This is a genomic window from Rugamonas rubra, assembly GCF_900114705.1.
GTDB classification, from domain to species: Bacteria; Pseudomonadota; Gammaproteobacteria; order Burkholderiales; family Burkholderiaceae_D; genus Rugamonas; species Rugamonas rubra.
Window position 1 is genome coordinate 262808 of the sequence record NZ_FOTW01000006.1, and the last position, 22525, is coordinate 285332.

Genomic DNA, 22525 nt, shown 5'->3' on the forward strand with positions numbered 1-22525 from the left:
GGACCGATGCGGCGCGGGCGGCGCGGCGCCGAGCCGGCGGCCGCGCGCGCTAGTCGGCCTCGAAGCGGCCGACGTAGCGGGCGCGCGGGCGGATCATCGCACCGTCGGCGCGCTGCTCGGCGACGTGGGCGATCCAGCCGGCCGAGCGGGCCAGCGCGAACAGCACCGGGCCGGCGCTGGACGACAGGTTGTAGGCCGACTCCAGCGCGGCCAGCGCGAAGTCGGCGTTCGGCTCGACGCCCAGCTGGCGCCGGACGATCTCGCCCGCCGCAAGGATCGCCTGCACCCGTGGCCGCTCGGCGGGCATGCGCCGCAGCAGGTAGCTGGCGCGCGGATCGCCGGCCGGATACAGCGGATGGGCAAAACCGGGCACGTCGTTGCCCAACGCGCGGCAGTGCGCCACCAGATAGGCATCCATGTCGGGCGCCGACAGCGCCGCCTCGATCATGCGCCGCGCCAGCACGCTGTGGCCGCCGTGCTCGCGGCCGGACAGCGCGCCCAGGCCGGCGCTCAGCGCGCTGATCAGGCTGGCGCCGGTCGAGGCGACGCAGCGCACGGTGAAGGTCGAGGTGTTCAGGTCGTGGTCGGCCAGCAGCACCAGCGCGGCGCGGATCAACTCGGCGCCGCCGGCGTCCACCTCCCAGGCGCGCGCCAGTTGCAGATGCAGCGGCGCCAAAGACACCTCGCCGCGTAGCAGCAGCGCGGCCAGCATTCTCATCAGCTGCGCGCCGGTTTGATAGACGCCGTCCGTATCGGCCGCCGCCGCGTCGGCGCCGCCCATTTCGGCACCGGCCATTGCGGTGCCGGCCATTGCATCGCCCGCTTCCCGCATGGATTCGGCGCAGCCGGCCAACATGGTATTGGCGAGCAGCGGCAGCAGCGCCTGCGCGCGCTCCAGCGGCGCCATGCCGGCAGCCAGCGCGTCCAGGCTGCGCACCAATTCGGCCGGCGCCGTTGGACACTCGACGGCGAAATAGTCGCGTCCGTCCTCGCCCCACAAGACGCAGGCGACTGCTTCCAGGCTGGAGTGTTCGGCCAGCGCCAACACGTCGTGGCCGCGATAGTGCAGCTGGCCGTCGTCGATGCGCGAGATGCGCGTCTCCAGCACCGGCACGCCCCAGTTGATGGCGCCCGCCACGGCGTGGCCGGCGCGCTTGCCGTCGGCCCGCCGCGCCGCCAGACGCAGCACCGCCTCGCGCGCGTAGCGCTTGCTGCGCGTGGGGCCGCTCACCGCGCTCGACGCCAGCAGGCCCCGGCTGACGTAGGAATACAAGGTCGGCAGGCTGACACTCAGCAGTTTCGCCGCCTCGGCGGCTGACAGATCTTTCTTCATGCCGCGATTGTAGACCCATCGACATTGATTGCCGCAATCGAGATTGACCCTATCGTGCGGCCGATTTTATGCTGCCCCCACTACCACTCCCAGGACCGCACCATGCACGAGAAAACACTCGCAACCGCCCCCTCGCAGCCCCGCCGCCGCGCCCTGCCGGCCCTGTTGGAACCCCTGCGCCACCGGCGCTTCCGCCAGCTCTGGCTGGCCAACCTGGCCGCCAACCTGGGCCGCTGGGTGCAGGCCTTCGCCGCCGCCTGGCTGGTCGCTTCCATGTCCGACTCGACCCTGCTGACCACGTTGGTGCAAACGGCCAGCTACGCGCCGATGCTGCTGTTCGCCCTGCCGGCCGGCGTGCTGGCCGACGCCGTCGACCGCCCCCGCCTGCTGTTCGTCATCAACGCCGGCATGGCGCTGGCCGCCGGCCTGATGGCGCTGGCCACCATGGGCGGCCAGGCGACGGCGTTCACGTTGCTGGCGCTGACCTTCGCGATGGGCTGCTGCGCGGCCTTCCTGTGGCCGGCCTGGCAAGCCTCGATGTCGACCCTGCTGGAGCCGGAGCTGGTGCCGACCGCCGCCATCCTCAACAACCTGAGCTACAACCTGGCGGCCCTGCTCGGCCCCTGGCTGGGCGGCCTGCTGTTCCAGCACATCGGCGCGGCGCCGCTGTTCATGGCCAACGCGCTGTCCTATCTGGGCATGATGTTGGTCTACTGGCGTTGGATACGCGACAACGGGACGGCGCACCCGAACCCGACGCCGTCCATGTCGTCGGCCGGCGCGCCGCAGGCCGAGCCGGGGCCGAGGACGATGCCGCCGGCCCCCTCGCCTTCGCCTGCGCCCGCGCCGTCATCCGCCGCCAAGGGCGGCGCCTGGGCCGCCTTCAAGCACGGCATCGCCAGCGCCTGGCAACAGCGCGCCTTCCGCGCCCTGCTGGCGCAGGTGGCCGCGATCTTCTTCGTCGCCATCGCCTTCGCCGCCCTGCTGCCGCTGTATGTGCGCGACGTGCTGCATCTGCAGGCCAGCACCTTCGGCAGCCTGATGGGCGCCTCGGGCGCGGGCGCGGTGCTGGCCGCCTTCTCGCTGCCGACGCTGCGCGCGCGCCTCGGCCCGCGCCGCCTGCTCGCCGCCGCCCTGCTGGTGTTCGGCGCCATGCTGGCGGCGCTGCCGCTGACCAGCGCCCGGCCGCTGGCGCTGGCCCTGGTGCTGGCCGGCGGCATGGCCTGGGCGGCCATCGTCAGCACGCTCAACGGGCGGGCGCAGACCGCCTTCCCGCCCGCGCTGCGCGCCAGGACGATCTCGATCTACATGCTGGCGATGGGCGCCGGGCAAAGCGCCGGCGCGCTGTTCTGGGGCATGCTGGCGCAACGGATGGGCGTGGCGGCGGCGCTGCTGTGCGCCGCCGTGGCGATGTGCGCCTGCGTCGGCCACGTGCTGACGCAGGCGCACACGCCGGCCGCCGCTACATGCTGAGGCGCAGTTCGACGCCGACCCGGCGCGGGTCGGAGACGATGGCGAACGGCGTGCCGAGGATGCCGGTCGAGGTGTTGTCGATGCGGGTCACGTAGCGCTTGTCGAAGGCGTTGTTGACGAACAGCGCCACGCCCCAGCGACCGCTGCCGGCGTCCCAGCCCAGCCGCAGGTCGGTGTGCTGCTTGGCCGTGCCGGCGCGGAAGGCCGGCGTGTTCAGGCAGGCGCCCTGCAGCGCGTCGGCGTTGCAGCGGGTGGCGCCGGTGTAGGCGTGCTGCAGGCTGACGTTGAGCTTGCCGTCGAGGACGGCGCGCCAGGTGTAGTCGACGCCGGCGGCGGCCGACCACAGCGGCGTGCCGACCGCCTGTTCGCTCAGGTCGACGCCGTCGCCGGTGACGAAGTGCTGGTACTTCTGGCTGATGAACTCGGACGAGAAGAACAGCCGCAGGTCGCGCGTCGGCTGCCAGCGCGCCTCGAAGTCCATGCCGCTGGCCACCTGGTTGCTGCTGCTGACCTGGTAACTGGGCACGGCCGCCCCGGTGTTGCCGATCAGGCTGAGCGACTGCAGGTTGGAGAACTTGTAGTGGAACAGCGAGGCGTTGATCAGCAGGTGTTGCTCGCGGAAGTAGCTCTTCAAGCCGGCCTCGTAGTTCCAGATCGTCTCCGGCTCGTACTTGCCGGCCACCGCCAGCGCGTTGAAACCGCCCGACTGGTAGCCCTTGCTGACCGAGCCGTAGGCCATCACGTCGGGCAGCAGCTTGTAGTCGAGCACCAGGCGCGGACTGACGTCGGTCCAGCTCTTGTGCGCCTCGACCTTGCGCGCGGCGGCGGACGGGTTGTTGAAGGCGATGTTCTGCCCCAGCGCGCCCTGCGCCATCGCCGCCTGCTCCGGCGTCAGCGCGCCGGCCGCCACCAGGCCGGGGAAGAAGCCGGCCTGGTCGAGTTGGGCCAGGGTGGAGTCCAGCCCCGGCGCGCTGCGGTTCGGGCTGAACCAGGAGAACTGCTTGTCGTCGTGGGTCAGGCGCACGCCGGCCGTCAGGTTGATCTTCGGCGTGACATGCCAGATGGTGTCGGCGAACAGCGCGTAGGCTTTGGCCGTGCTGCGGTTGTGCATGTTCTCCTGCCAGCTGTTGCCGAAGAATTTGACCGGCAGGCCGAACTGCTGGGCCGCCTCGTCGAGCAGGCTGTAGACCGGCAGGCCGGCCAGGTTGTTCAACACCGTGTTGTGGGTGTCGGTGACCATGCTCATCCGGCTGTTCTGGTTGGCCCGCTCGTAGAACAGGCTGGCGCCGGCGACCCAGTCGACGCTGTCGTTCTTGCCGGACAATTTGAACTCCTGCTGCCAGCTGCTGTTGCTCTCGTAGTTGACCGTGTCCAGGTGGGAGTTGATGCGGTTGCTGCCGTCGCTGTCCTGCAGGTTGCGCGAGGCGAAGTGGCGGTAGGCGGTGGTGGAGTTGAAGGTGACCCCGCCAAGCGGCCGCTCCAGGCGCAGGGTCAGGCCGTCGAAGTCGCGCGCCTCGGCGTTGTCGATGGCGTCGTTGTAGACCGGCGCCGTGAACGGATTCAGATAGCCGGCCGGATTGGCCGGCACCGTCGGCGCGCCGGGCGACGGCGGCAGCGCCACCAGGCCGATGGCCGGCCGCGCCTTCTGCGACAGCTTCTCGTGCTCCCACGACAGCAGAACGCGGGTCTGCTGCGGCGCGTCCCAGCGCAGCGTGGCGCGCAGGCCCCAGTCGCCGGTGTTGTTCAGGTGCTCGCCGCTGGCGGCGTCCTTCAGCCAGCCGTCGCTGCGCTGGTCGACCACGGTCATGCGCAGCGCCATGCTGTCGTTGAGCGGCACGTTGAGCAGGCCGTCCAGGTAGCGCGCGCCGTGGTTGCCGGCGCGCAGATGCACCTCGCCCTCGCGCTCCTGCGACGGCTCCTTGGTGATGATGGAGATCGCGCCGGCCGCGCTGTTGCGGCCGAACAGCGTGCCCTGCGGCCCCTTCAACACCTCGACGCGCTGGGTGTCGTTGAAGTTCATCAGCGCGCCGCCGGTCTTGCCGGTGTAGACGCCGTCGACGTAGACGCCGACCGGGCCGTCGGTGCCGATGCCGAAATCGGCGGTGCCGATGCCGCGCATCGAAAACTTGGGCTGGGTCGGCTGTTCGGCGTCCACGTTCAGGCCGGGGATGTAGCCGTTCATGGCCGACAGGTTGGCGGCGGCCAGCTTGCTGATCTGGTCGGCGCTGACCAGCTGCATGGCGATCGGCACCGACTGCGCCGCCTGCGTGCGGCTCTGCGCGGTGATGGTGACCACGCCGATGGCGGCGTCCTCGGCGGCGGCGGGCTTGGCGGCGGGCTTGGCCGGCGGCCGGGCCTGGGCTTGGGCCTGGGCCTGGTCCTGCGCCGCCTGCGGCGCGGCCTCGGGCGCCGCCTCGGCGGCGCCGGCCGGCTCCAGCAGCGCGCCGGCCGCCAGCGTGCCGCCCAGCAGCGCGCGCGAGACCGCCAGCGCCAGCGGGCGCCGGCGCGGCGCTTGCGGCGCCTGTCGATTGTTGATGTTTGCTGCCAGCTGATCGCGATCTTGCATACCCACCTCTCCGTTGTGTTGTCGATTATTGTTATCGCCACGAGTGCCTACGCCAGGGTCAGACCCTCAGGGTCTGACCCTATGTCCGCGCCTCGTGGTTACGCCGCAAAACCCGCAATCCCCCGCCTACCTCCCCGCCTGCAACACCGGCCAGCGCTCGACGATTTTGTCACCGCGCAGCGCCACCAGGTCGCCGAACTGCAGCAGCACCGCCTCGCTCTGCAACGGCCGCAGGAAGACGAAATCGTCGACCTCGATGGGCACCGCCGGCGAGGCGTTCAGCCCCTGCTGGTTCGAGCTGACATAAGCGAAGTTGGGCCGCATGCCGGGTGGCGCCTCCGGCTCGGCCAGCCAGTTGCCGCTGTAGATGAAGTAGGTCTGCGCCATGTTCGGGTCCCAGCCCTCCAGCAGCGGCGCGCTCCACTCCAGCGCCGGCAGCCGCGTGTGCGCCAGCCGCTTGAGCACCGGCGCGGCGATGTAGGCCGCCGGCTCGTACTCTGCCAGCGACGCCAGGTCGTAGTGGCTCGGCTTCATCAGGCAGGTGCCGGCCGAAATCTCGTTGAGCATGGCGTCGCCCTCGTAGCGCTGGAAGGTCGGGCTGCCGGCGCCGTTGAAGCACAGCGGCCTGGCGGCCATGGCCGGATGGTTGGCCTTGAGCAGATCGATGTAGCCTTGGTAGCGTTCGCGCACGCGGGGGAACTCGCGCTCGGCGAGGAAGCCGGGCAGTCCCATCAAGTGCGCGTCGTAGCCCATGAAGCCGGAGAATTCGAGGAACTGCGGATCGGCCGCGATGGTGGCCAGCGCCTGCGCCATTTCGCCCTGGCTGGCGAAGCCGCCACGGTGCAGGCCGACGTCGATCTCGCAGTTGATGCGCATCTTGACGCCCAGCTCGCGCGCCAGGCGCTGGTACTGCAGCAGCCTGGCGTGGCTGTCGATCAGCCACTGCAGCTGCGTCTCCGGACGGAAGCCGCCCCGCTTCTCGGCGTAGAACTGGCGCGCCGCGTCGACCGGCATCGGCTTGCCGAGCAGGATGTCGGCGTCCGGCCGCAGCGCCGCCAGCGCGCTCAGGAAGGGCCGGTGGAAGGCCATGAACAAGTTGGTGCCGGCGGCCTTGGCGACGTAGTCGATCAGGCCCGGACTGGGCAGCGACTTGACGACGATGCGGTAGCCCTTGGCCGGCGCCACGCCGACCGATTTCTTCAGCCGGGCGATGTTGCGGTCGAGCCGGTCGAGGTCGACCAGCAGCACCGGATGGTCGATATGCTGGGCGCGCAGCGCCATGTTGAGCGCGGCGAAATAGGCCGGGTACGGACCGCCGGCGTCGCGCGGTTTGGCAGCGACGGCCGCGACGGCGGCGGCGCCGGCACCGGCCGCCAGGAAGGTTCGACGTGTGACCATTCAGACTCCGAAAATATGCTTCAAATGCGCATTCATCATGCGGCCTTGGGGATCGAGGCTGCGCCGCACCTCGTGGAAGTCCTTCCAGTGGCGCGGGTACAGCGCGGCCAGCCGCGCCGCGTCGAGCGTGTGCAGCTTGCCCCAGTGCGGCCGGCCCTGGTACTTCCAGAAGATCGGTTCGATCTCGGCGAAGTAGGCGCGGTGGTCGGTGTCGCCGTACTGGTGCACCGAGATCGAGCAGCCGTCGCGGCCCTCGAACATCGACAGCCAGATCTCGTCGGCCTTGACGTAGCGGTACTCCAGCGGGAAGGCGATCGGCAGCTTGCGCTCGCGGATGGTGCGCAGGATCTCGCGCACGCAGTCCGGTCCGGATTCGGCCGGCACGGTGTACTCCATCTCGCGGAAGCGCACCACGCGCACGTGGGGGAACACGTCGAAGGAGTGGCCGACGCGCACCTGCGCGGCGCCGCCGGCGAGGAAGGTGGTGAGCAGCTTGTCGTAGGCCGCCTCGCCGATGCCGGGCATCCAGCCAACCGCCTGCAGCAAGGTGCGCAGCGAGTTGACGGCCTCCGGGTCGTCCTCGCCGGACGGCGCGTCGTTCGGCCCGGCCAGGTCGCTGGCCACGGTCACCGCCAGGGTCGAATGGGGCAGCGGCAGGAACTCGAAGTTGCGGTGCGCGGCGCAGCGCTGGGCCAGCTCGGCCAGCACGTCCTCGGTCTTTTCGATGCGCGTGGTCTCGACCAGGCGGAACGGCTTGTCGTTCTGCAGCGTCATGCGCGAGACGATGCCGAGCGCGCCGACGGAAGTGCGGGCGGCGTGGAAGATCTCGCTGCGCTTGCTGGCGCTGCAGTCGATCAACTCGCCGGACGGCGTGGCCAGGGTCAGCGCCGTCACGTACGACGACATGGAGCCGTAGCGCTGGCCGGTGCCGTGCACCGAGTTGACGATGGCGCCGCCCATGGCCGGGTAGTCCATGTCGGGCATGTTGGGCAGCGCCTGACCGACACCGTGCAGCAGCGGGCCGAGCGCGTGCATGCGCGTGCCGGCCCAGATCTCGGCCTGCAGGCTGGCGGCGTCGTGGCCGACCAGGCCGCTGAGCAGGTCGGTGGCGATCAGCGTGCCGTCGGTCGGCACCACCGCGCTGAACGAGTGGCTGGCGCCGACGGCGCGCACCACGCCGCTGGCGCGCTTGAGCGCGTCGACCAGCTCGGCCTCGCTGGCCGGCGCCAGCCGCAGCGCCGGCGTGCAGCTCTGGTTGCCCGACCAGTTGATCCACGGCAGCGGTTTGCCGGCGACGAAGTCGACCGGGCTTTGCGGCACCGCGTCGCTGCGGCCGCAGGCGGGCAGCACGCTGACGACGGCGCCGGCGGCGGCCGCGCGCAGGAAGTCGCGGCGTATCATTGGGCCGCTCCGGCCGGCGCGGGCAACTTGGCCATGAAGCGGATCAGCGCGCGCAAGTCCTGCTCGGTGCAGGCGCTGCAATAGCCCAGCGGCGGCATGCCGCCCAGGCCCTGCACGGCGCTGGCCAGCAGCGCCGCCTCGCCCTTGCCGGCCAGCTTCTGCCAGGCCGGGGCGTCGCCGATCTGCGGCGCCGGCACGCCGGGGCGGGCGTGGCATTGCAGGCAGTTGTTGGCCAACAACATCGACTGGCGCCCGCTCAGCTCGGCCGCAACGGCCCCGCCGACGCCGGCGGCCATCAAGACAAACAGGACCAGCCCGCTTACGCTACGCATCTGCATCGGCACTCCCTACGAAGGAAAGAATCAATATTGGACGACCGTCCAATACTTACACTGTTTGACAACAGTGTCAACATAGGTGTTACCGCACAGCCACAAGCGCAGGGGACTGCTTGCCGAGGGAGGCGAACGGACGCGCCGCCGCGAGCGGCGGGAAAAAACAGCAGGCGAGTGCGGCGGGCGCCGCGAAAAGGATGGCCGCCGCTCAGGCCGGCGGCATGCTGTCGCCGGCCATCAACAGGCCGAGCAACAGGCGGAACAGGGTCAGCCGCAGCGTTTCGACGGAGGCCGCCTCGCCGGTCGAGACCTGGGTGAACTCGAGCTGGCGGATGCAGGCCAGCAGCAGTCCGCTGTCCACCTCGGCGCTGCGGCTGCCGATGCGGCGAAACACCTGCGCCGCCAACTGCACCAGCTCGCGGCTGTGCGCGTCGACCTTGGCGCGCAGGGTCGGCGGCAGGTTCCAGGCGAACAGGAAGCTGCACTCGACGGCCAGGTCGGTGCGGTGCTCGACGACGCCGGCGCGCACGTAGCGGGCCAGGGTGTCGGCCAGCGCGGCGGCGAAGGCCGGCAGTTTGTCCGCGCCGGGCGGCGTGGCGAGGAAGTGCGCGATGTGCGACTCGGCCGCCGCCAGCAGCGCCGCGCGGCGCGCCTGGGTGTGGCCGCGGTAGGCGTCGAAGCTGGCCTCGAGCAGGTCCTCCAGCGAGCCGAAGTGGTAGCTGGTCAGCGACAGCCGCACCTGCGCCCGGGCGGCGATGGCGCGGTGGCTGACGCCGGACAGGCCGTGGGCGGCGATGATCTCCTGCGTCGCCCGCAGGATCAGCTCGCGGGTGCGGCCGCCCCGGTCGGAGCCGCCGCCGGCGCGCCCGGCCGCCGCGCGCGCGCGCGGCGCGGCGGCGGGCGCAACCAGTTCGGGGGAGAGGGGCTTGTTCATCGTCGTCATGTCGGCAGGCGGGGCAAGGTCGCGGCGCGTCCCGCCAGTATATGCGAAGCGCGACTGCTATGGCGGGGTAACAAGGGGATGTGACGCCCTCCCAATTACCCTGACGCTGCGTCAAATCATGTAAAGCTAAGGCTTGTACGGGGATTTTCGCAATGCTAGTATTACCTGGCATGACAAGGAGGCTGCAATGGAAATCACATCGGTCACCAGCAAGGGACAGGTCACTATCCCCAAGCAGGTAAGGCGACAGCTGGGCATTCGGGAAGGCAGCCGCATTGAATTCACACTGGTCGGTGACCATGTCGAAATGCGGGTAAAAAGCTCTCCGACAGACAGCAGCGAAAGCGGATTTGGCATGCTGAAAAGCGTGCGTCCGGCCATCCCGGTGGATTTGGATCCGGCTACACTGCTCAAGTAATGATCGGCCTCGACACCAATATTTTGGCGCGCTACTACATCGACGACAGGAGTGACGCCGAGGCAGAGCGACAACGCATCGCGGCATGTCGCCTGATTGAATCCGGCCAGACACTAATGGTATGCAAGACGGTTATTCTTGAGCTTGAATGGCTCATGCGGGGCTACTACGCATTCGGCCGACAAGAAGCAATTGCTGTCGTTAAACATCTGCTGGGACAGATACACATTGTCGTTGAAGACCGCGCGGCAGTTGAGCGGGCTCTCGCGGCCTGCGAGGCCGGCTTGGACTTCGCCGACGCGTTGCATCACGCCAGCTTTTATCAATGTGATAGCGTCGCCTCGTTCGATGATCGGAAATTTGCACGTCGCGCAAAAAGGCTAGGTCTATCACCCAGCGTATTCATTCCCAGATAATTCTCACTACCCACTCGCCGAAAAATAGTTGAGCTGCCCGGCGATTCATGGCAGGATGCCTGCTTCTTTTAACGAAGGTGCGGCCCATGACCGAAAAAACTGAAAACGATAAGCACTACTGGCAACTGGTCGACACCTTCATCGGGATCGCCAACGACAAGGCGCAGACCATCGACCGCAGCATCATCGGTCCCAGCCTGCTGTATTCGGCCAGCCGCTTCAACGCCTACATGCTGTCGGCCGTGAGTCCGACGGTGGAGGCCTTCAACGAGAACAAGGAGGCCGCCATCAAGTACTACCTGGCGCAGCACGAGGAAATGATGCGCGAGAACTTCGACGACTTCGCCGCCAATTTCGACAAGTACCGCAACGCCAATTCCTGATCCGCGCCCCGCGCGGCGCCGGACAACAAAAAGCCGCCCGCGTCGACGACGCCGGGTGGCTTTTTTACATCCGAATAGCGGGCGGTGCCGCGCCACTGCCCAGCGTCGGGCGCCGCGTCAACCCTGGCCGGCCAGTTCCAGCGCCGCCATCGCCGGGGCGATCATCGCCAGCAGCCGCGCCTTGCCGACGCCGTCGCGCGCCTGCACCGACAGGCCGTGCAGCAGCGTCGCGTAGACGTCGCCCAGCGCCGCCACGTCGGTGCCGGCCTTCAGCTCGCCGTCCTTCAGGGCCAGGCGCAGACGGTCGATGATCGACTTGGTGCGGGCGCGGCGGAACTCGCCCAGCCAGACGATGACGGCGTCGTTCTGGCTGCTGCAGTTGGTCGCCGCCGTCACCACCATGCAGCCGTGCGGCCGGCCGCTGCGGGTGTATAGCAGCACCGCCTCGCGCAGCATGCGCTCGATGGCGCCGCGCGCCGTGGCCTCATGCACCAGGGCGCGCGTGGCGAAGCCGCCCTCGCCCGCCACGTACAGCTCGATCGCCTCGCGGAACAGCTGCTCCTTCGAGCCGAAGGCGGCGTAGATGCGCGCCGAGGCGATGCCCAGCGCCGCCACCAAATCGGACATGGCGACGCCCTCGTAGCCGCGCTCCCAAAAAGCGTCCCTGGCCTTTTCCAGCGCCAGCTCGCGGTCGAATTCTCTTGGCCTACCAGCCATCATTTACCTCTGCACAAACACAAGGACGGCCAGTATAGCCGCTCCGTCCGGCCACCCGCTGGACAAATACCCGCACCATCTTTTTCGAGCGGCCGCTTGACCGCCCGGAAAATTTCGCCTATTCTTTGTCGATCGACAAACAATAGGAGCCGATAAAAATGCGAACCATCAAAGGACCCAGCCTGCACCTCGCCCAATTCAGCGACACCGTAGCCCCCTTCAACGACCTGCCCTCGATCGCCGCCTGGGCCAGCGACACCGGCTTCAAGGCCCTGCAGCTGCCCGCCTGGGACCAACGCCTGTTCGACGTGGCCACCGCCGCCGACAGCCAGGGCTACTGCGACGACATCGTCGGCATGCTGGCCGGCCACGGCCTGGTGCTGAGCGAACTGACCACCCACATCTTCGGCCAGCTGGTCGCCGTGCATCCCGCCTATGACGCCATGTGCGACAGCTTTGCGCCGGCCGAACTGCACGGCAAGCCGCAGGCCCGCACTGAATGGGCCGTCGAGCGCCTGCTGATGTCGGCCAAGGCCTCGCGCCGCCTGGGGCTGACGGAGATGGGCACCTTCTCCGGCTCCTTCGCCTGGCCCTACCTGTTCCCCTTCCCGCAGCGCCCGGCCGGCCTGATCGAGACCGCCTTCGACGAACTGGCCAAGCGCTGGCTGCCGGTGTTGAACGCCTGCGACGAACAGGGCGTCAACCTGTGCTACGAGATCCACCCCAGCGAGGACCTGCACGACGGCGTCAGCTTCGAGATGTTCTACGACCGCGTCGGCCAGCACCAGCGATGCAACATGCTGTACGACCCCAGCCACTTGGTGCTGCAGCAGCTGAACTACCTCGACTTCATCGACATCTACAAGGAGCGCATCCGCATGTTCCATGTGAAGGACGCCGAGTTCAATCCGAGCGGACGACAGGGCATCTACGGCGGCTACCAATCGTGGGAGAACCGCGCCGGGCGCTTCCGTTCGCTGGGCGACGGCCAGGTCGACTTCAAGGCCATCTTCTCCAAGCTGACCCAGTACGACTACGCCGGCTGGGCCGCGCTGGAATGGGAGTGCTGCCTGAAGCACCAGGAGAACGGCGCCAGGGAGGGCGTGGACTTCATCAACGCCCACATCATCCCCGTCACCGACAAGATCTTCGACGACTTCGCCGGCGCGCCGATCAATCAACAACAGATGAAGCAGCTGCTCGGCATCGGCTGAACCACCAGCTGAAAATCACACAAAGAACAAGGAACACCATGCAGCAAGCACTCACCACCTCAAACCATCCAGAAGCCGGCTTCACGCACGACTACGTGCGCATCGACGGCAACCGCATCCACTGCGTCACCGCCGGCGCCGGCCGCCCCGTGCTGCTGATCCCCGGCTGGCCGCAAACCTGGTACGCCTGGCGCCACGTCATGGCCGCGCTGGCCGGGCAAGGCTACCTGTCCATCGCCGTCGACCCGCCCGGCACCGGCCACTCCGACCGTCCGGCCGGCGGCTACGACACCGGCGCCGTCGCCAACACCCTGCACCGGGTGATGGCGCAGCTCGGCCACGCCGAATACGACGTGGTCGGCCACGACATCGGCATGTGGGTCGGCTACGCGCTGGCCAGCGACCACCCCGGCGTGGTCGGCAAGCTGGCGCTGACCGAGGCCGTCATCCCCGGCCTGGCGCCGGCGCCGCCCATCTTCGTCGCGCCGGAGGACAACATCTTCCTCTGGCACTTCATGTTCAACCAGGTCCACGACCTGCCCGAGGCGCTCACCGCCGGCAAGGAACGCGAGTACATCGGCTTCATGCTGGACAAATGGTCGTACCGCCGCGACCGCGTCGCCGCCGCCGTCTACACCGAGGCCTACGCCACGCCGGGCGCGCTGCGCGCCGGCTTCGCCTACTACCGGGCGATTCCCGAAACGATCCGGCAGAACCTGCTGCGCGCCGAGTCGGCCTTGACCATGCCGGTGCTGGCCATCGGCGCCGAGCACGCCACCAAGGACGCGCCGCTGCTCACCATGCAGGGCCGCGCCCTCGACCTGCGCGGCGCGATGATCGCCGACTCCGGCCACTTCGTGATGGAGGAGAATCCGCAGGACTTCCTGGCGCAGCTGCTGCCCTTCCTGGACGGACGCGCCGCGCCGGCAAACCTGGAGCGGCGCGCATGAGCCTCGATCCGCACATCGCCGCGTTTCTGAACCGGCCCGCCAGCGGGCCGGCGCCCGCCACGCTGGCCGAGATCCGCGCCGCCACCGAGGCCGGCCTGCGCGCGCAGCACGGCCCCTTGCAGCAGGTGGCCTGGGTGAAGGACTTCATCGCGCCCGGCCACGGCCAGCACCCGGTGCGCGTGCGCGCCTACGCGCCGGCCGGCGCCGACCCTGCGGCGGCGCTGCCGGCCATCGTCTTCGCCCACGGCGGCGGCTGGTGCCTGTGCTCGCTGGAGCTGTACGACAACCCCTGCCGCGCGCTGGCCAACGCCACCGGCTGCGTGGTGCTGTCGGTCGACTACCGGCTGGCGCCGGAGCACAAGTTCCCGGTGCCGCTGGAGGACTTCTACGGCGCGCTGTGCTGGATCAGCGCGCACGCCGAGTTGCTCGGCCTGGACCGCGCGCGCATCGCCGTCGGCGGCGACAGCGCCGGCGGCAACTTGGCGGCGGCGGCGGCCCTGCTGGCGCGCGACCGCGGCGGCCCGCCGCTGGCTCACCAACTGCTGATCTACCCCGCGCTGGAGGCGGACTTTTCCACCGCCTCGTACCAAGAGTTCGCCCAGGGTTACTCGCTGACGCGCGAGATCATGCGGTTCTGCTGGAACAGCTACCTGCGCGACGACGACGACGCGGCCTCGGCCTACGCCGCGCCGCTGCGGGCGGCGTCGCTGGCCGGCCTTCCACCGGCCACCGTGCTGGTGAGCGAGTACGACCCGCTGCGCGACGAGGGCGAGGCCTACGCGCGCCGCCTGCGCCTCGACGGCGTCGATGTGCGCTGCGAGCGCTTGGCCGGCATGGTCCACGCCTGCATCCACATGCTCGGCGTGACGCCGCAGGCGCGCCAGCTGTTCAACCAGGCCGGCGCGGCGTTGCGCGGCAGCCTGGTCGGCTAGGCGGCGCGGGACAGAAACCAAGGCGCCAGCGGCTGCAAAACCACCCAAAGGCGCAGATCCGGGGTCAGCCCCCCAGGGGTCTGACCCCAGGTTTGTGCCTGTGGGGTTTCTTAACCTAGCGGCATTTGGGTATGAGGGGCGGCCAACTCACAGCCGGTGCGCCAGCAGTTCCAGCGTGCGCTTCATCGCCGCGCAGCCCTGCGCGACCATGCTCTCGACAGCCGGTGCCAGCTCGTTGGGCAGCAGGTCGGCGATCCACACCACGCGGCTGTGCGCGGTGCCCTCGCCAAACACCTGCGCCGAGGCGTTGTGGTGGCTCAGTTGGCCGCCCGTGGCGCTCCACGCCACACGGTGCCATTCCTCGCTGACGTCGACGATCAGCTCGCGCGCCACCATGCCGTTGGCGAAGGTGACCACGCGGGCCCCGCCGTCGGCCTCCAGCACGCAGTTGCTGACGAAGCCCACCACCAGCCGGGTGTGCAGCGCGCCGACGTCGCGCAGCGCGTCCCATACCTGTTCGGGCGCCACCTCGATGACGACTTCTTTCTGTATCGATGCCATGAGCGAACTCCATTCTGCGGGAAGTGGAAGGTTGCAAACATGATAATCCAGCCAGCTTACCTGCCGTCCTTGCCGCTGTCCAGTGGCGTACATACAAATCGCGGGCGAAAAAAAACCGGGAACTAGTCCCGGTTTTTTGTGCTGCGAATGTAGCTTAACGCTTGCGCGGCGGCGGCAGATCGGTGCACTTGCCTTCGTAGACCTCGGCGGCCATGCCGATCGACTCGCCCAGGGTCGGGTGCGGGTGGATGGTCTTGCCGATGTCGACGCCGTCGGCGCCCATCTCGATGGCCAGCGCGACTTCGCCGATCATGTCGCCGGCGTGCGTGCCGACAATGGTGCCGCCGATGACGCGGTGGGTCTCAGCGTCGAACAGCAGCTTGGTGAAGCCCTCGTCGCGGCCATTGGCCACGGCGCGGCCGCTCGCCGCCCACGGGAACACGCCCTTCTCGACCTTGATACCCTTGGCCTTGGCCTCGTCCTCGGTGATGCCGGCCCATGCCACTTCCGGATCGGTGTAGGCCACCGACGGAATGACCTTGACGTCGAAGTGCGACTTCTGGCCCAGCGCGGCTTCCGCCGCGACGTGCGCCTCGTGCACCGCCTTGTGCGCCAGCATGGGCTGGCCGACCAGATCGCCGATGGCGAAGATGTTCGGCACGTTGGTGCGCATTTGGCTGTCGACGTTGATGAAGCCGCGATCGGTCACCGCCACGCCGGCCTTGTCGGCCGCCAGCTTCTTGCCGTTCGGGCTGCGGCCAACGGCCACCAGCACCATGTCGTAGATCTGCGGAGCCGGCGCGGTGGCGCCCGCCTCGGCCGCCTCGAAGGTGACCTTGATCCCCTCCGGCAGCGCCTCGACCGCGACCGTTTTGGTCTTGGTCATGATGTTGTCGAAGCGTTTCTCGTTGAACTTCTGCCAGACCTTGACCGCGTCGCGGTCGGCGCCCTGCATCAGGCCGTCCATCATTTCGACCACGTCGATGCGCGCGCCGAAGGTCGAGTACACGGTAGCCATTTCCAGGCCGATGATGCCGCCGCCGATGACCAGCATACGTTTCGGGATGGCGCGCAGTTCCAGCGCGCCGGTCGAGTCGACGATGCGCGGATCAACCGGCACGAAGGGCAGATTCACCACCGAGGAGCCGGCGGCGATGATCGCCTGCTTGAACTGGACGACCTTCTTGCTGCCGTCGGCCGCCGTCACTTCGATGTGGTTGGCGCTGAGGAACTGGCCGACGCCCTGCACCACGTTGACCTTGCGCGCCTTGGCCATGCCGGCCAGGCCGCCGGTCATCTTGGTGATGACGCCTTCCTTGTACTTGCGTACTTCATCGATGTCGATCTGCGGCTTGGCGAAGCTGACGCCGTGCTTGCCCATGGTGGCCGTCTCGTCGATCACGGCGGCCAGGTGCAGCAGCGCTTTCGACGGGATGCAACCGACGTTCAGACAGACGCCGCCCAGGGTCGGGAAGCGTTCGACGATGACCACGTTCTGGCCCAGATCGGCCGAACGGAAGGCGGCCGAGTAGCCGCCGGGGCCGCCACCGAGCACCATCATGTCGCAATCGACGTCGACCTGGCCGCTGTAGCTGCCGCCGACCGGCGCAACCACCGGCGCGGCCGCAGCCGCTGCCGCAGCCGGAGCAGCAGCAGCAGCAGCAGCAGCAGCAGCAGCAGCAGCGGCGGGAGCCGGCGCGGCGGCCGCTGGAGCTGCGGCGGCGCCGTCGGCCTCCACCAGCAACAGCAGGCTGCCTTCCTTGACCTTGTCGCCGACCTTGATCTTGAGTTCCTTGACCACGCCGGCGTGGGTCGAAGGAATCTCCATGCTGGCCTTGTCCGATTCAACGGTGAGCAGGGACTGGTCGACCTTGATCGTGTCGCCGACTTTGACCATCAGCTCGATCACTTCGACTTCCTTGAAATCGCCGATGTTCGGTACCTTAACTTCTACTGTGCTCATAGTCGCTCCTTACAGCAGAATTTTGCGCATGTCGGCCAGCACTTCGCCCAGATACACGGCGAAACGCGCACCCATCGCGCCGTCGACCACGCGGTGGTCGTAGGACAGCGAGGTACCCATCATCAGGCGCGGCTGGAAGGCCTTGCCGTCCCAGACCGGTTTCATCGACGCCTTGGACAGGCCGAGGATGGCCACTTCCGGTGCGTTGACGATAGGCGTGAAGTGCGTGCCACCAATGCCGCCCAGGGACGAAATGGTGAAGCTGGCGCCCTGCATGTCGGTCGGTTTGAGCTTGCCTTCGCGTGCCTGGGCCGACAGCTCGCCCATTTCCTTGGCGATCTGCGCGACGCCTTTCTTGTCGGCGTCCTTGATGACCGGGACCACCAGACCATTCGGCGTGTCGGCGGCGAAGCCGATGTTGTAGTACTGCTTGAGGATCAGGTTTTCGCCGTTGGCGTCGAGCGATGCGTTAAACGCCGGGAATTTCTTCAGCGCGGCGACCGATGCCTTGATCACGAAGGCCAGCATGGTCAGCTTGATGGCGTCCTTGTTCTTGGCGTTGGCCGCGTTCGACGACACGCGGAAAGCTTCCAGCTCGGTGATGTCGGCTTCGTCGAATTGCGTGACGTGCGGGATCATCACCCAGTTGCGGTGCAGGTTGGGACCGGAGATCTTCTTGATGCGCGACAGCGGCAGCAGTTCGGTCGGACCGAATTTGCTGAAGTCGAGCGAAGGCCACGGCAGCACGTCCATGCCGGAGCCGGAACCACCTTTGGTCGCGACCGGCGCGGCCAGGCTGGCGGCGACGGCACCCTTGACGTAGTTCTGCACGTCCTGCTGGGTAATGCGGCCTTTCGGACCGGTGCCGGCGACGCGGCCCAGGTCGACGCCCAGTTCGCGGGCAAACTTGCGGATCGACGGCGAGGCGTGCGCCAGCTTGCCGGTGACGACCGAGCCGACCGAGGCGGTGGCGGCGGCAACAGGCGCGGCGGCAGCCGGCGCCGCAGCGGTGGCGGCAGCTGCGGCCGGAGCAGCAGCGGCAGCTGCAGGCGCGGCGGCGGGACCGCCGGTCGCTTCCACCACCAGCACGATCGAGCCTTCGGCGACCTTGTCGCCGACCTTGACGCGCAGTTCCTTGACCACGCCGGCGTGGCTGGACGGAATCTCCATGCTGGCCTTGTCCGACTCGACGGTCAGCAGCGACTGGTCCACCTTGACGGTGTCGCCGACCTTGACCATCAATTCGATCACTTCCACTTCCTTGAAGTCGCCGATGTCGGGCACCTTGACTTCGACCGGTCCGCTGGCGGCGGCCGGCGCGGCGGCTGCCACGGCGGCAACCGGCGCAGGCGCGGCGGCAGCGGCGACGGCCGGAGCGGCTGCGGCTGGCGCGGCGGCGGGAGCGGCGGCGGCGCCGTCGGCTTCCACCATCAACAACAGCGAGCCTTCCTTGACCTTGTCGCCGACCTTGACCTTGATCTCCTTGATGACGCCGGCGTGGGTCGACGGAATCTCCATGCTGGCCTTGTCCGACTCGACCGTGATGAGGGACTGGTCGACCTTGATCGTGTCGCCAACCTTGACCATCAACTCGATCACTTCAACTTCCTTGAAATCGCCGATATCCGGGACTTTAACTTCCACAATGCTCATAGCGTTTGCTCCGTATTCTAGTTATTGGGTCACCGGATTTGGCTTGTTGGCGTCGAGGCCGTACTTGACGATCGCCTGCTCAACCACGGACACCTCGACCTTGCCTTCTTCGGCCAGCGACTTCAGCGCGGCGACGGTGATGTAGTAACGGTTCACCTCGAAGAACTCGCGCAGCTTGGCGCGGCTGTCCGAGCGACCGAAGCCGTCGGTGCCCAGCACGCGGTAGGTGCGGTCCTTCGGCACGAAGGCGCGGATCTGCTCCGCAAACGCGCGGATGTAGTCGGTGGTGGCGATGATCGGGCCTTCGGTGCCCTGCAGGCAGGCGGTGGCGTAAGGCACGCGCTGTTCCTTGCCCGGGTTGACCAGGTTCCAACGCTCGGCGTCCTGGCCTTCGCGCGCCACCAGGGTCAGCGACGGTGCGGACCAGATGTCGGCGGCGATGTTCCAGTCGTTTTGCAGCAGTTCGGCGGCGAAGATGGACTCGCGCAGGATGGTGCCCGAACCGATCAGCTGGACGCGCTGCTTGGCCTTCTTGTCGCCTTCCTGCAGCAGGTACATGCCCTTCAGGATGCCCTCTTCCTGGCCGGCCTTGAGCCCCGGATGCGCGTAGTTCTCGTTCATGATGGTGATGTAGTAGAACACGTCTTCCTGTTCCGTCACCATGCGGCGCAGACCGTCCTGCACGATCACCGCCAGCTCGTGGCCGAACGACGGATCGTAAGGCACGCAGTTCGGGATGGTGGCGGCGACGATGTGGCTATGGCCGTCCTCGTGCTGCAGGCCTTCGCCGTTCAGCGTGGTGCGGCCGGCGGTGCCCGCCATCAGGAAGCCACGGGCGCGCATGTCGCCGGCAGCCCAGGCCAGATCGCCGATGCGCTGCATGCCGAACATCGAGTAGAAGGTGTAGAACGGGATCATCACGCGGTTGTTGGTCGAGTACGAGGTCGCGGCGGCGATCCACGAGCTCATACCACCGGCTTCGTTGATCCCCTCTTGCAGGATCTGGCCGGCCTTGTCTTCGCGGTAGTACATCACCTGGTCCTTGTCGACCGGCTCGTACAACTGGCCTTGTTGGTTGAAGATGCCGATCTGACGGAACAGGCCTTCCATACCGAAGGTGCGCGACTCGTCGACCAGGATCGGGACGATGCGTTGGCCCAGGCTAGGGTCGCGCAGCAGCGTCGAGATGATACGCACGAAGGATTGGGTGGTCGAGATCTCGCGGCCTTCCGGGGTCGCGTCGAGCACGTTCTGGAAGGCGGTCAGCGGCGGCACCACCAGTTTTTCGTCCGCTTGCATGCGGCGCTGCGGCAGGTAGCCGCCCAGCGCGGCGCGGCGCTCGTGCAGGTACTTCATTTCCGGCGAGTCGTCGGCCGGTTTGAAGAACGGGATCTCGGCCAGCTTGTCGTCCGGGATCGGCAGGGCGAAGCGGTCGCGCATTTCGCGGATCGCCTCGTCGTCCAGTTTTTTGGTCTGGTGGGCGGTGTTGCGCGCCTCGCCGGACTTGCCCATGCCGAAGCCCTTGACGGTCTTCACCAGCAGGACGGTCGGCTGGCCCTTGTGTTCCTGGGCGATCTTGAAGGCGGCATAGATCTTGTGCGGATCGTGGCCGCCACGGGTCAGGCGCCAGATGTCGTCGTCGGTCATGTTGGCGACCATTTCGAGCAGCTTGGGGTGCTTGCCGAAGAAGTTCTTGCGCACGAAGGCGCCGTCCTTGGCCTTGTAGTTCTGGTATTCGCCGTCGACGGTTTCCATCATCACGCGTTGCAGGATGCCTTCCTTGTCCTTGGCCAGCAGCTCGTCCCAACCCGGTCCCCAGATGACCTTGACCACGTTCCAGCCGGCGCCGCGGAAGTCCGCTTCCAGTTCCTGGATGATCTTGCCGTTGCCGCGCACCGGACCGTCCAGGCGTTGCAGGTTGCAGTTGACGACGATGACCAAGTTGTCCAGGCGCTCGCGCGCGGCCATGCCGATGGCGCCCATCGATTCCGGCTCGTCCATCTCGCCGTCGCCGCAGAAGGCCCAGACCTTGCGGTTTTCGGTGTCGGCGATCGAGCGGGCGTGCAGGTATTTCAGGAAACGGGCCTGGTAGATCGCCATCAGCGGTCCCAGGCCCATCGACACGGTGGGGAACTGCCAGAACGTCGGCATCAGTTTCGGGTGCGGGTAGGACGACAGGCCCTTGCCGTCGACTTCGCGGCGGAAGTTGATCAGCTGGTCTTCGCTCAGGCGGCCTTCGAGGAAGGCGCGGGCGTAGATGCCGGGCGAGGAGTGGCCCTGGATGTACAGCAGGTCGCCGCCGTGGTTGTCGCTAGGGGCGCGCCAGAAGTGGTTGAAGCCGATGCCCAGCATGTTGGCCAGCGAGGCGAAGCTCGACAGGTGGCCGCCCAGGTCGCCGTCGGCGCGGTTGGCCTTGACCACCATCGCCATCGCGTTCCAGCGCATATACGAGCGCAGGCGCTCTTCCAGCTCCAGATTGCCGGGGCAGTGCACTTCCTGGTGGGTCGGGATGGTGTTGACGTAGGCGGTGTTGCTGGAGAACGGGATATGGGCACCGCGACGGCGTGCCAGGTCAACCAGACGTTCCATCAGGAAATGCGCGCGTTCCGGACCTTCTTGTTCGAGCACCGCTTCCAGTGCGTCCAACCATTCTTTGGTTTCTTGCGAATCAGGGTCGGTGGCGGTGAGCGCCGTTACCTGGTCAAGTTGAGCTGACATGTATTAAGTCTCCTGTGTGAGTGCCCGAATCCGGTACGCTGTCGGACGGTGGAACGCTGATTATTTACCAATACTTCTATGACGTGTGCCAATTCTAACAGCAGTTTTTCAGTTTTTCAAATTACGATACGACATTTCATAATGTGGGATTCACTACATTTTCCCGAATGGAACATTGGTGCGTCGCAGCACAAATCCTTGCCGGCGGGTGCACAGCCGGCCGCACAGAATGGGGCGCGGGGGGCGCGGCGGCTTTATAATCTTGCTTTTCCCTCCCACCTGCCAAAATCATGCCTGCACAACTGATCGACGGAATCGCCCTCTCCCAAAAATTGCGTGGTGAAATAGCCTCACGCGCCGCCGCCCTCACCGCCAAGGGCAAGCAACCCGGCCTGGCCGTGATCCTGGTCGGCGAAGACCCGGCCAGCCAGGTCTACGTGCGCAACAAGGTCAAGGCCTGCGGCGACGTCGGCTTCCACTCGGTGCTGGAAAAGTACGAGGCCGACCTGTCGGAGGCGGCCCTGCTGGCGCGCATCGACTCGCTCAACAACGATCCGGCCATCCACGGCATCCTGGTGCAGATGCCGCTGCCCAAGCACATCAACCCGCACAAGGTCATCGAGGCGATCTCGACGGCCAAGGACGTCGACGGCTACTCGGTGCTCAGCGCCGGCGAGCTGCTCACCGGGCTGGAGGGCTTCCGCCCGTGCACGCCCTACGGCTGCATGAAGCTGATCGAAAGCACCGGCGTCGACCTGCGCGGCAAGCACGCCGTCGTCATCGGCCGCAGCAACACCGTCGGCAAGCCGATGGCCCTGCTGCTCTTGCAAGCCAACGCCACCGTCACCATCTGTCATAGTGCGACGCCGGACCTGGGCCTGTACACCCGCCAGGCCGACGTGGTGGTGGCCGCCGTCGGCCGCCGCAACACGCTGACGGCAGACATGCTCAAGCCGGGCGCCATCGTCATCGACGTCGGCATGAACCGCGACGACGCCGGCAAGCTGTGCGGCGATGTCGACTTCGCCAACGTCAAGGAAGTGGCCTCGCACATCACCCCGGTGCCGGGCGGCGTCGGCCCGATGACCATCACCATGCTGTTGATGAACACGGTAGAAGCGGCAGAACGTAATTAATTAGTGGGCGCGGCC

Annotated in this window: 19 protein-coding genes; 8 read left to right on the forward strand and 11 right to left on the reverse strand. The window is 67.5% G+C overall.

Features of this window, described 5'->3' with window-relative positions; translation table 11 throughout:
• Window positions 1-49: 49 nt before the first annotated feature.
• The gene (locus BM252_RS05665; RefSeq protein WP_093384810.1) at window positions 50-1333 is read right to left on the reverse strand and encodes a citrate synthase family protein; all 1284 of its coding nucleotides are present in this window, start codon (window positions 1331-1333) and stop codon (window positions 50-52) included.
• 102 nt (window positions 1334-1435) lie between these two features.
• Here BM252_RS05665 and BM252_RS05670 point away from each other — a divergent pair, with 102 nt between their 5' ends.
• A complete protein-coding gene (locus BM252_RS05670) occupies window positions 1436-2806 on the forward strand; it encodes an MFS transporter (RefSeq protein ID WP_093384813.1) in 1371 nt (456 codons plus the stop codon).
• On the opposite strand, the gene BM252_RS05675 is transcribed toward BM252_RS05670, so the two are convergent.
• The 5 genes from BM252_RS05675 to BM252_RS05695 all read right to left on the reverse strand — a co-directional run bounded on the left by BM252_RS05675 (window position 2796) and on the right by BM252_RS05695 (window position 9440).
• A complete protein-coding gene (locus BM252_RS05675) occupies window positions 2796-5372 on the reverse strand; it encodes a TonB-dependent receptor (protein WP_093384816.1) in 2577 nt (858 codons plus the stop codon). The genes BM252_RS05670 and BM252_RS05675 overlap by 11 nt on opposite strands.
• A gap of 126 nt (window positions 5373-5498) precedes the next feature.
• Window positions 5499-6770, reverse strand: coding sequence for an alanine racemase (locus tag BM252_RS05680; RefSeq protein WP_093384818.1), 1272 nt, complete (start codon window positions 6768-6770; stop codon window positions 5499-5501).
• Window positions 6771-8171: a D-arabinono-1,4-lactone oxidase gene (locus tag BM252_RS05685; RefSeq protein ID WP_093384821.1), complete on the reverse strand. Its 1401-nt coding sequence runs from the start codon at window positions 8169-8171 to the stop codon at window positions 6771-6773.
• Window positions 8168-8509, reverse strand: a complete 342-nt coding sequence (locus BM252_RS05690) for a c-type cytochrome (protein WP_093384824.1) — start codon at window positions 8507-8509, stop codon at window positions 8168-8170. Before BM252_RS05690 ends, BM252_RS05685 begins: the two co-directional genes overlap by 4 nt.
• A 205-nt stretch (window positions 8510-8714) precedes the next feature.
• A complete protein-coding gene (locus BM252_RS05695) occupies window positions 8715-9440 on the reverse strand; it encodes a TetR/AcrR family transcriptional regulator (RefSeq protein ID WP_174900427.1) in 726 nt (241 codons plus the stop codon).
• Between the two features lie 196 nt (window positions 9441-9636).
• Between BM252_RS05695 and BM252_RS05700 the strand changes: the two genes are divergently transcribed.
• The 3 genes from BM252_RS05700 (at window position 9637) to BM252_RS05710 (ending at window position 10666) form a co-directional block, all read left to right on the forward strand.
• A complete protein-coding gene (locus tag BM252_RS05700; RefSeq protein WP_093384831.1) occupies window positions 9637-9867 on the forward strand; it encodes an AbrB/MazE/SpoVT family DNA-binding domain-containing protein in 231 nt (76 codons plus the stop codon).
• A complete protein-coding gene (locus tag BM252_RS05705; protein ID WP_093384834.1) occupies window positions 9867-10283 on the forward strand; it encodes a type II toxin-antitoxin system VapC family toxin in 417 nt (138 codons plus the stop codon). Before BM252_RS05700 ends, BM252_RS05705 begins: the two co-directional genes overlap by 1 nt.
• An 86-nt stretch (window positions 10284-10369) precedes the next feature.
• Window positions 10370-10666 carry a DUF3144 domain-containing protein gene (locus tag BM252_RS05710; RefSeq protein ID WP_174900428.1) on the forward strand — a complete coding sequence of 99 codons (297 nt, stop codon included), beginning with the start codon at window positions 10370-10372 and terminating at the stop codon, window positions 10664-10666.
• A 117-nt stretch (window positions 10667-10783) separates the two neighbouring features.
• Here the strand turns inward: BM252_RS05710 and BM252_RS05715 are convergent, their stop codons facing one another.
• Window positions 10784-11383: a TetR/AcrR family transcriptional regulator gene (locus BM252_RS05715; protein ID WP_093385167.1), complete on the reverse strand. Its 600-nt coding sequence runs from the start codon at window positions 11381-11383 to the stop codon at window positions 10784-10786.
• A 158-nt stretch (window positions 11384-11541) separates the two neighbouring features.
• Here BM252_RS05715 and BM252_RS05720 point away from each other — a divergent pair, with 158 nt between their 5' ends.
• From BM252_RS05720 to BM252_RS05730, 3 genes are read left to right on the forward strand one after another with little or no spacing between them, the layout of a single operon-like run.
• A complete protein-coding gene (locus tag BM252_RS05720) occupies window positions 11542-12597 on the forward strand; it encodes a sugar phosphate isomerase/epimerase family protein (protein ID WP_093384839.1) in 1056 nt (351 codons plus the stop codon).
• Between the two features lie 38 nt (window positions 12598-12635).
• Window positions 12636-13547, forward strand: a complete 912-nt coding sequence (locus tag BM252_RS05725) for an alpha/beta fold hydrolase (RefSeq protein WP_093384842.1) — start codon at window positions 12636-12638, stop codon at window positions 13545-13547.
• Window positions 13544-14479 (forward strand): alpha/beta hydrolase, encoded by a 936-nt coding sequence (locus BM252_RS05730; protein ID WP_093384844.1) that lies wholly within the window; start codon window positions 13544-13546, stop codon window positions 14477-14479. Before BM252_RS05725 ends, BM252_RS05730 begins: the two co-directional genes overlap by 4 nt.
• Window positions 14480-14626: 147 nt before the next feature.
• On the opposite strand, the gene BM252_RS05735 is transcribed toward BM252_RS05730, so the two are convergent.
• From BM252_RS05735 to aceE, 4 genes are all read right to left on the reverse strand, one after another.
• Window positions 14627-15040 (reverse strand): SRPBCC family protein, encoded by a 414-nt coding sequence (locus BM252_RS05735; protein ID WP_093384847.1) that lies wholly within the window; start codon window positions 15038-15040, stop codon window positions 14627-14629.
• 154 nt (window positions 15041-15194) lie between these two features.
• The gene (gene lpdA, locus BM252_RS05740) at window positions 15195-17003 is read right to left on the reverse strand and encodes a dihydrolipoyl dehydrogenase (protein ID WP_093384850.1); all 1809 of its coding nucleotides are present in this window, start codon (window positions 17001-17003) and stop codon (window positions 15195-15197) included.
• Window positions 17004-17012: 9 nt separating this feature from the next.
• Window positions 17013-18656: a dihydrolipoyllysine-residue acetyltransferase gene (gene aceF / locus BM252_RS05745; protein WP_093384852.1), complete on the reverse strand. Its 1644-nt coding sequence runs from the start codon at window positions 18654-18656 to the stop codon at window positions 17013-17015.
• Window positions 18657-18677: 21 nt separating this feature from the next.
• A complete protein-coding gene (gene aceE / locus BM252_RS05750; RefSeq protein WP_093384855.1) occupies window positions 18678-21374 on the reverse strand; it encodes a pyruvate dehydrogenase (acetyl-transferring), homodimeric type in 2697 nt (898 codons plus the stop codon).
• Window positions 21375-21664: 290 nt separating this feature from the next.
• Here aceE and folD point away from each other — a divergent pair, with 290 nt between their 5' ends.
• On the forward strand, window positions 21665-22510 hold the full coding sequence (gene folD, locus BM252_RS05755) for a bifunctional methylenetetrahydrofolate dehydrogenase/methenyltetrahydrofolate cyclohydrolase FolD (protein ID WP_093384858.1): 846 nt from the start codon (window positions 21665-21667) through the stop codon (window positions 22508-22510).
• The last annotated feature ends 15 nt before the right edge of the window (window positions 22511-22525 follow it).